An 8,464-nucleotide genomic window follows, 5' to 3' on the forward strand; every position below is an offset into this window, starting at 1 on the left:
CCGCCGCCACGCCTCACCCTCCCCACCCACCACCGAGCCCGCGGCCCAACCACCAAGCCCGCCCTCGCAACCCCGCAACCGAGCCCGTAGCTCTGCCGCCACACCCCACCCTCGCTAACCGCCACCGAACCCATAGCTCCGCCGCCACACCCGCCCTCGCAACCCCGCCACCGAACCCATAGCTCCGCCGCCACACCCCGCCCCGCCACCCGCCGCCGAACCCGTGGCCCAACCACCACGCCCCGCCTTACCCACCCACCGCCACGCCCGTGGCCCCCGCCACGAACCCTCGTCCCCGGCACCACCCATGACGTACAAACCAACTCCCCGACCAAGCCAGGTCAAGGAGTCCCGATGCCGAGCCGCCCCAGCGTCCTGTACGTCTCCGACCTCGCCTACCCCGCACGAGGCCGCCGCTACTGCGACGAGGACATCTACCTGACGTCGAAGCTCCGGGGCGAGTTCGACCTGGCCGTCTGCCACCCGCAGGACGCCGCGGCCCTGATGAGCGGCTTCGACACGGTGGTCGTGCGCAACAGCGGGCCGGTGATCGACTATCCCGAGGCCTACGCCCACTTCCGCGAGCAGGCGAAAGCCACCGGGCAGCGCGTTTACAACCCGCTCACCGGCAAGGCCGACATGGCGGGCAAGCAGTACCTGATCGACCTGACCGAGCAGGGGTACCCGGTCATCCCCACGATCGACGACCTGGCGCACCTGGACCGGCTCCCGCGGACCGACGAGTACGTCGTGAAGCCCAAGGCCGGGGCCGACTCGCACGGGCTCGAGTTCGTGGCCCGGCACAACCTCGCAGACAACGCGCGCGACAAAGCGCCCAGCAAAATTCGCGACGACGAAGACGTCCTGATCCAGCCCAGGATCGATTTTCGGTACGAGGTGTCGTTCTACTTCGTGGACGACGAGTTCCAGTACGCGTTGAACGCGCCGGATCCCGCGCACCGCTGGGAACTCGCGCTGTACGACGCGACCACTGAAGATCTGGAATTCGCGCGGAAGTTCATCGACTGGAACGGTCTCGGGCACGGCGTTCAGCGGGTCGACGGGTGTCGTACGCAGGGCGGGGAGCTGCTGCTGGTCGAGTTGGAGGACCTCAACCCGTACCTGTCGCTGGACCGGACCACGGACCGGATCAGGGAGGACTTCGTCAGGGCGATGTCGAGTTCGATCCGGCGTTCGCTCGGCTGACAAGATCAGTCCGCAGACGCCCCGCGATGTACCCGTCGTGAACTGATCACTGCTCTCGGTGCGTATGCCCGTCCAACAGCTCGGCGAGGTTTACCCGAAAGGGAGGAGACGTAGTGAGACGCACATCAAGAACTGCTCAACTGCGGGTGACGCCGGGGCCGTCCTGATCGATCCTGTGACAGACCACTCCTTGCCAGGTACCTCCAGCGTGTGAAGGGCCGGGCCAGGGGGACTAACCTGACTACCGCATGAGTCAACACCAAGAGCGAGATGGATAGAGGCGAGCGCGAGCCGTGTCCAGCAGCAGTCCTGCGTCACAATTCGGGCCGAACGAGTGGCTCGTCGAGGAGATGTACGATCAGTTCCTCGCGGACCCGTCATCGGTAGACCCGGCGTGGCATGACTTCTTTGCCGACTACAAGCGTGCGGGCGGCAACGGCAGTACCGCCACGGCCAGCGCGGGTGGTTCCACGACCACCACGACCGCGACCGTGACGCCGCCTGCCGCCGACAACGGCAAGGCCGCGCCCGCCGCGTCCAAGCCGGCCGCGCAGCCCAAGCCCGCGGCCACGCTGCCGCAGACCGGCAAGCCCGCGCCTCAGCAGGCCGCGAAGGCCGCCCCGGTCAAGCCGAGCGCGCAGCCCGAGCAGAAGCAGCTGCGTGGTGCCTCCGCCGCGATCGCGAAGAACATGGAGCTCTCGCTCACCGTTCCGACCGCGACCAGCGTGCGCGCCGTGCCCGCCAAGCTGCTGGCCGACAACCGCATCGTCATCAACAACCACCTGAAGCGGACGCGCGGCGGGAAGGTCTCCTTCACGCACGTCATCGGCTACGCGGTGGTCCGGGCGCTGCAGGCCTACCCGAACATGAACCGGCACTACGCCGAGGTCGACGGCAAGCCGTTCGTCGTCACGCCGGAGCACGTGAACTTCGGCCTGGCGATCGACCTGCCCGGCAAGGACGGGCAGCGCACGCTGGTCGTCGCGTCGGTCAAGGGCTGCGAGAACATGACGTTCACGCAGTTCTGGCAGGCCTACGAGGACCTGATCCGCAAGGCCCGGTCCGGTTCGCTGACGGCCGACGACTTCTCCGGCACCACGATCTCGCTGACCAACCCCGGCACGATCGGCACGAACCACTCGGTGCCGCGGCTGCAGGCCGGTCAGGGCGCGATCATCGGTGTCGGCGCGATGGAGTACCCCGCGCACTTCCAGGGCACCAGCGAGCAGGCGCTCACCGACATGGGCGTCAGCAAGATCATCACGCTGACCTCCACGTACGACCACCGCATCATCCAGGGCGCGGAGTCGGGCGAGTTCCTCAAGCGCATCCACCAGCTGCTGCTGGGCGAGGACGGCTTCTACGACGACATCTTCGCGTCGCTGCGGCTGCCCTACGAGCCGATCCGCTGGGTCGCCGACATCCCAGAGGGCGCTGTCGACAAGACGGCCCGCGTCATCGAGCTGATCGACGCGTTCCGCACCCGCGGCCACCTGATGGCCGACACGGACCCGCTGAACTACCGCCAGCGCAGCCACGCGGACCTGGACGTGCTCAGCCACGGCCTGACGCTGTGGGACCTCGACCGCGAGTTCCCGGTCGGCGGGTTCGCCGGCCAGGAGCGGATGAAGCTGCGCGACATCCTGGGCGTGCTGCGCAACTCGTACTGCCGCACCGTCGGCGTCGAGTACATGCACATCCTGGAGCCGGAGGAGCGCCGGTGGATCCAGGACCGCGTCGAGGTTCCGCACGAGAAGCCGCCGGCCACCGTGCAGAAGTACATCCTCAGCAAGCTGAACGCGGCTGAGGCCTTCGAGACGTTCCTGCAGACCAAGTACGTCGGCCAGAAGCGCTTCTCGCTGGAGGGCGGCGAGACCGTCATCCCGCTGCTCGACGCGGTGCTCGACAAGGCCGCCGAGCACGAGCTCGACGAGGTCGTCATCGGCATGCCGCACCGCGGCCGCCTGAACGTGCTCGCGAACATCGTCGGCAAGCCGATCTCGCAGATCTTCCGCGAGTTCGAGGGCAACCTCGACCCCGGCCAGGCGCACGGCTCCGGCGACGTGAAGTACCACCTCGGTGCCGAGGGCAAGTACTTCCGGATGTTCGGCGACGGCGAGACCAAGGTGTCGCTGACCGCGAACCCGTCGCACCTCGAAGCCGTCGACCCGGTGCTCGAGGGCATCGTGCGCGCCAAGCAGGACCTGATCGACCGGGGTGGCGACTTCTTCCCCGTCCTGCCGGTCGCCATGCACGGTGACGCGGCCTTCGCCGGTCAGGGTGTCGTGGCCGAGACGCTGAACCTGGCGCTCGTGCGCGGCTACCGCACCGGTGGCACGGTCCACATCGTCGTCAACAACCAGGTCGGCTTCACCACCGCGCCGGAGCACTCGCGGTCCTCGAAGTACTCGACCGACGTCGCGAAGATGATCGGCTCGCCGGTCTTCCACGTGAACGGCGACGACCCCGAGGCCTGCTACTGGGTCGCGAAGCTGGCCGTCGACTACCGCCAGGCGTTCCACAAGGACGTCGTGATCGACATGGTCTGCTACCGCCGCCGCGGCCACAACGAGGGCGACGACCCCTCGATGACGCAGCCGGCGATGTACGACGTGATCGACCAGAAGCGCTCGGTCCGCAAGACCTACACCGAGTCCCTGATCGGCCGCGGCGACATCACCGTCGAAGAGGCCGAGAAGGCGCTGCAGGACTTCTCCAGCCAGCTGGAGCACGTGTTCAACGAGGTCCGCGAGCTCGAGAAGCACCCGGTGACGGTCAGCCCGTCGGTGGAGGCGGAGCAGCAGGTCCCGGCGAAGCTGCCCACCGGCATCTCGCGTGAGGTGCTGGAGCACATCGCCGACGCGCACGTGAACCTGCCGTCGGACTTCACGCCGCACGCACGCGTCAAGCCGGTGCTGGAGCGCCGCGCGAAGATGGCGCGCGAGGGTGGCATCGACTGGGCGTTCGCGGAACTGCTCGCGCTCGGCTCGCTCTCGATGGAGGGCCGCAAGGTCCGCCTGGCCGGTCAGGACTCGCGTCGCGGCACGTTCGTGCAGCGCCATGCGACCCTGGTCGACCGCAAGACCGGCGACGAGTACACGCCGCTGCAGAACCTGTCGCCGGACCAGGGCAAGTTCATGGTCTACGACTCGGTGCTGTCCGAGTTCGCGGCGGTCGGCTTCGAGTACGGCTACTCGGTCGCGAACCCGCAGGCGCTGGTGCTGTGGGAAGCGCAGTTCGGTGACTTCGTCAACGGCGCGCAGCCGATCATCGACGAGTTCATCTCGTCCGGTGAGGCCAAGTGGGGTCAGCGTTCCGACGTCGTGATCCTGCTGCCGCACGGCCACGAGGGCCAGGGCCCCGACCACACGTCGGGCCGCATCGAGCGCTGGCTTCAGCTGTGCGCCGAGGGCTCCATGACCGTCGCGGTGCCGTCGACCCCGGCGAACTACTTCCACCTGCTCCGCCGCCACGCCCTCGACGGCGTCGACCGGCCGCTCGTGGTGTTCACGCCGAAGTCGATGCTGCGCCTCAAGGCCGCGGTGTCCGGGACCGACGAGTTCATCAACGACCGCTTCCAGTCGGTCATCGACGACCCGACGATCAAGGACGAGAACGCGGTCACGAAGGTCCTGCTGTGCAGCGGCAAGATCTCGTACGAACTGCACGCCGAGCGCGAGAAGCGCGGCGGCGGCGACGTGGCGATCGTGCGCGTCGAGCAGCTCTACCCGGTCCCGGCCCGCAAGCTGACCGAGACCCTGGAGCGCTACCCGAACGCGAAGGACGTCCGCTGGGTGCAGGAGGAGCCGGCGAACCAGGGTGCCTGGCCGTTCTACGGTCTGGCCCTGCCGGAGCTGCTGCCCGAGCACCTGGGCACCGTCCGCCGCGTGTCGCGCCGCCCGATGGCCGCTCCGTCGGCCGGTTCGAGCAAGGTGCACGAGGTCGAGCAGCGGGAGATCATCACCCGCGCGTTCGAGTGATCACCGTTTGACCGAAACGAGCCGCCGGACCCAGTGGGTTCGGCGGCTCGTTTTCTTCAGCCCTCACAGGAGTTTCTGCCATGTACTTCACCGACCGCGGCATCGAGGAGCTCGAGAAGCGGCGCGGCGACGAGGAGATCACCTTCACGTTGCTCGCCGACAAGCTCCGCGCGTTCGTCGACGCCAACCCGGACTTCGAGACGGCCATCGAGCGGTTCGCGACCTACCTCGCGCGCGACGACCAGGACGACTTCGAGGACTGACGAAGGCTCGCCTTTTGGGAGCTTTTGGCATTTTGCCAACGTTTTTGAGCATCCCGATGCTCAGGCACTCCCCCTCACGGCGCCGCGATGATCACGTTGTTCGATCACCGCAACTCCTGAGGGGGAGTCTTGTTCAAGAAGATGATGATCGCCGCCGCGACGCTCGCGATGGTGGCGCTGCCTGCGGTCGCGTCCGCCGCGCCGGCACCGGTGGGTGCGCAGGCCGTGGCCGGCCCGTACGTGCTGCAGGTCGGCACCCCGCCGGGCCGGGTCCTGGAGGTGTTGCGCAGCCAGGTCAGCACGAACGGCGGCCTGGTCCGGCAGTTCGACCGCGACGGCTCCGACGAGCAGAAGTGGCTGTTCTTCGACGACCGCACCATCAGGCCGCTGCTGGACACCACGATGTGCCTCGACGCCAACCCGAACGAGAACTGGGACGGCGGCAAGGTGTGGGTCTGGAAGTGCAACGGCACCGCGTTCCAGAAGTGGGCAGAGACCCCAGGCCTGGCCAACACGCTGCAGAACGAACACAGCCTGAGGTGCCTCGACGCCAACCCCAACGAGAACTGGAACGGCGGCAAGATCTGGCAGTGGCGTTGCTGGGGCGGCGATCCGCAGAGCTGGAAGCGCATCCCGGTCTGACGTGAGGGCGTCTGCAAGTACTGCCAACTGGCAGTCGGTAGTACTTGCAGACGCCCAAAGCCCTACCAGGCGTAGGCCTCCGGGGCCGGCTTCGAGCCGTTCGGAGCCGGTGCCGGGAACAGCTCGTCCAGCTTCCCCAGCACCGCCGCGTCCAGCTTCAACTCCGCCGCGCGCAACGAGTTGTCGAGCTGCTCGACGGTCCGCGGCCCGATGATCGGCGCGGTGACCCCGTCCTGGTGCAGCAGCCAGGCCAACCCCACGTTGGCCGGGTCCTCACCGATCTCCGCGCACAGCTTCTCGTAGGCGTCGATCGTGTCGCGGTACTTCTCCAGCGCGTCCGCGGACCGCCCGGACGAGCTGCGCGACCCACCGCCTTCGCGCTGCTTGCGCAACACGCCACCCAGCAGCCCGCCGTGCAACGGCGACCAGGGGATCACGCCGAGCCCGTAGTGACGAGCCGCCGGCAGGACCTCCAGCTCGACCCAGCGGGTCATGAGGTTGTAGATGGACTGCTCGGAGACCAGCCCGAGGAAGCCGCGGGTGCGGGCTGCTTCCTGGGCCTGGGCGATGTGCCAGCCGGCGAAGTTCGACGAGCCGAAGTAGATGACCTTGCCCTGCTGGCGCAGCACGGAGAAGGCTTCCCAGATCTCGTCCCACGGCGTGTCGCGGTCGACGTGGTGCATCTGGTACAGGTCGATGTAGTCGGTTTGCAGGCGCTTCAACGACGCGTCGGCGGCGCGGCGGATGTTCAGCGCCGACAGCTTGGTCTCGTTGGGCCAGTCGCCCATGCTGCCGTAGAGCTTGGTGGCGACGACCGTCCTTTCGCGACGGGTGCCGCCCTGGGCGAACCAGTTGCCGATGATGTTCTCGGTGACGCCCTCGCCCTTCTTCCAGCCGTAGACGTTGGCCGTGTCGAAGAAGTTCAGGCCGTGTTCGTGGGCGCGGTCCATGATCGCGTGGCTGTCGGCCTCGGACGTCTCGGGACCGAAGTTCATCGTGCCGAGGCACAGGCGGGAGACGGACAGGCCGCTGCGACCGAGGTTGGTGTACTCCATGCCACCACCCTGCCTCGCGGCGCGGCATTGTGCCACGTGGAGCTGCTCCAGCTCGCCACAGATTTGACAGTATTCGCGACCAAATTTTCTGCCCTGCCATTTCACCCGTGAGTGAAGTTACGTTCATCGCGTTCGACCCTGCCAGGAGGAACTCGATGAGAATCAACATCTGCATTGCGGCAGCATTGTTCGCGACCGTTCTGTACACCCCTGCCGCCAATGCGGAAAAGGATGTCATCGGCACCGGGGACGCCGTAGCCGACAGCTACATCGTAGTTCTGAAGGACGGGGCCAACGCCTCCCCGCAGGCGCTGTTGAGCAAGTACAAGGGCCGGCTCAAGCGGACTTACAAGGCCGCGATCAGCGGGTTCTCCGTCCGGGACATGTCCGAGAAGCAGGCAAGGCGGCTCGCGGCCGACCCGTCGGTCGCTTACGTCCAGCGCAACCTGCGGATGTCGATCCAGGACACCCAGCGCGGCCCGGCCTGGGGGCTGGACCGCATCGACCAACGCGCGCTGCCACTCGACAACAGCTACACCTATCCGGCTCTCGCCGGGGACGACGTGCACGCCTACGTCATCGACACCGGAATTCGAACCACACATTCCGAATTCCAGGGACGCGCGTCGAACGGCTACGACTTCATCAACGACGACCCGATCGCGGACGACTGCAACGGGCACGGCACCCACGTCGCGGGCACGATCGCGGGCAGGACGTTCGGCGTGGCCAAGCGGGCGCAGGTCGTCGGTGTCAAGGTGCTCGGCTGCGACGGCTACGCCAACGGCGACAGCGTGCTCGACGGCATCGAGTGGGTCACCGCGAACGGGGTGCGTCCGGCGGTGGTCAACATGAGCCTCGGCGCCCAGGGCGAGAACCCCGCCGAGGAAGAGGCGATCCGCCGTTCGATCGCGGCCGGGTTCACCTACGTGCTGGCGGCGGGCAACTCCGGCCAGGACGCGTGCGGCTTCACGCCGGCCCGCCTGCCGGAGGCGATCACCGTCGGCGCGACCGACCGCAACGACATCCGCGCGGTGTTCAGCTGGCGCGAGTCGTCGAACTTCGGCCCGTGCGTCGACATCTGGGCGCCCGGCGGGGCCATCCAGTCCGCGTCGCGCAACGGCGACTTCCTCACCGAGGTCAGGGGTGGCACGTCGATGGCGGCCCCGCACGTGGCCGGCGCCGCGGCCCTGCACCTGAGCGCCAACCCGAACGCGACGCATCTGCAGGTGCGCAACGCGCTCGTGAACGGCGCGAGCACGCCGAACCTGCGCGACATCCGCGTCGGGTCGCCCAACAGGCTGCTGCGCATCGGGAA

At 67.8% G+C, this 8,464-nt stretch carries 6 protein-coding genes; 5 read left to right on the forward strand and 1 reads right to left on the reverse strand.

Annotated features, from left to right (window positions below; genetic code table 11):
• Positions 1-354 precede the first annotated feature (354 nt).
• The 4 genes from SK803_RS13520 (at position 355) to SK803_RS13535 (ending at position 6,091) form a co-directional block, all read left to right on the forward strand.
• On the forward strand, positions 355-1,206 hold the full coding sequence (locus SK803_RS13520) for an ATP-grasp domain-containing protein (protein ID WP_319966303.1): 852 nt from the start codon (positions 355-357) through the stop codon (positions 1,204-1,206).
• A 293-nt stretch (positions 1,207-1,499) separates the two neighbouring features.
• Positions 1,500-5,186, forward strand: coding sequence for a multifunctional oxoglutarate decarboxylase/oxoglutarate dehydrogenase thiamine pyrophosphate-binding subunit/dihydrolipoyllysine-residue succinyltransferase subunit (locus SK803_RS13525; RefSeq protein WP_319966304.1), 3,687 nt, complete (start codon positions 1,500-1,502; stop codon positions 5,184-5,186).
• Between the two features lie 80 nt (positions 5,187-5,266).
• Positions 5,267-5,449, forward strand: a complete 183-nt coding sequence (locus tag SK803_RS13530) for a DUF6104 family protein (RefSeq protein ID WP_319966305.1) — start codon at positions 5,267-5,269, stop codon at positions 5,447-5,449.
• Between the two features lie 129 nt (positions 5,450-5,578).
• On the forward strand, positions 5,579-6,091 hold the full coding sequence (locus SK803_RS13535) for an RICIN domain-containing protein (protein ID WP_319966306.1): 513 nt from the start codon (positions 5,579-5,581) through the stop codon (positions 6,089-6,091).
• Between the two features lie 62 nt (positions 6,092-6,153).
• Here SK803_RS13535 and SK803_RS13540 read toward each other — a convergent pair whose 3' ends face one another.
• Complete coding sequence (locus tag SK803_RS13540) at positions 6,154-7,146, reverse strand: aldo/keto reductase (protein ID WP_319966307.1); 993 nt, start codon at positions 7,144-7,146, stop codon at positions 6,154-6,156.
• 155 nt (positions 7,147-7,301) lie between these two features.
• Here SK803_RS13540 and SK803_RS13545 point away from each other — a divergent pair.
• The coding region (locus SK803_RS13545; protein ID WP_319966308.1) for a S8 family peptidase at positions 7,302-8,464 on the forward strand (1,163 nt) is incomplete at its 3' end.

The sequence above is a fragment of the Lentzea miocenica genome, from assembly GCF_033949945.1.
In the GTDB taxonomy this organism is placed as follows: Bacteria; Actinomycetota; Actinomycetes; order Mycobacteriales; family Pseudonocardiaceae; genus Lentzea; species Lentzea miocenica.

Bases quoted from the DNA above. Each gene is read 5' to 3' on its own strand.
- SK803_RS13530 (WP_319966305.1), top strand. From the start codon at position 5,267: ATGTACTTCACCGACCGCGGCATCGAGGAGCTCGAGAAGCGGCGCGGC.
- SK803_RS13520 (WP_319966303.1), top strand. From the start codon at position 355: ATGCCGAGCCGCCCCAGCGTCCTGTACGTCTCCGACCTCGCCTACCCC.
- SK803_RS13540 (WP_319966307.1), bottom strand. From the start codon at position 7,146: ATGGAGTACACCAACCTCGGTCGCAGCGGCCTGTCCGTCTCCCGCCTG.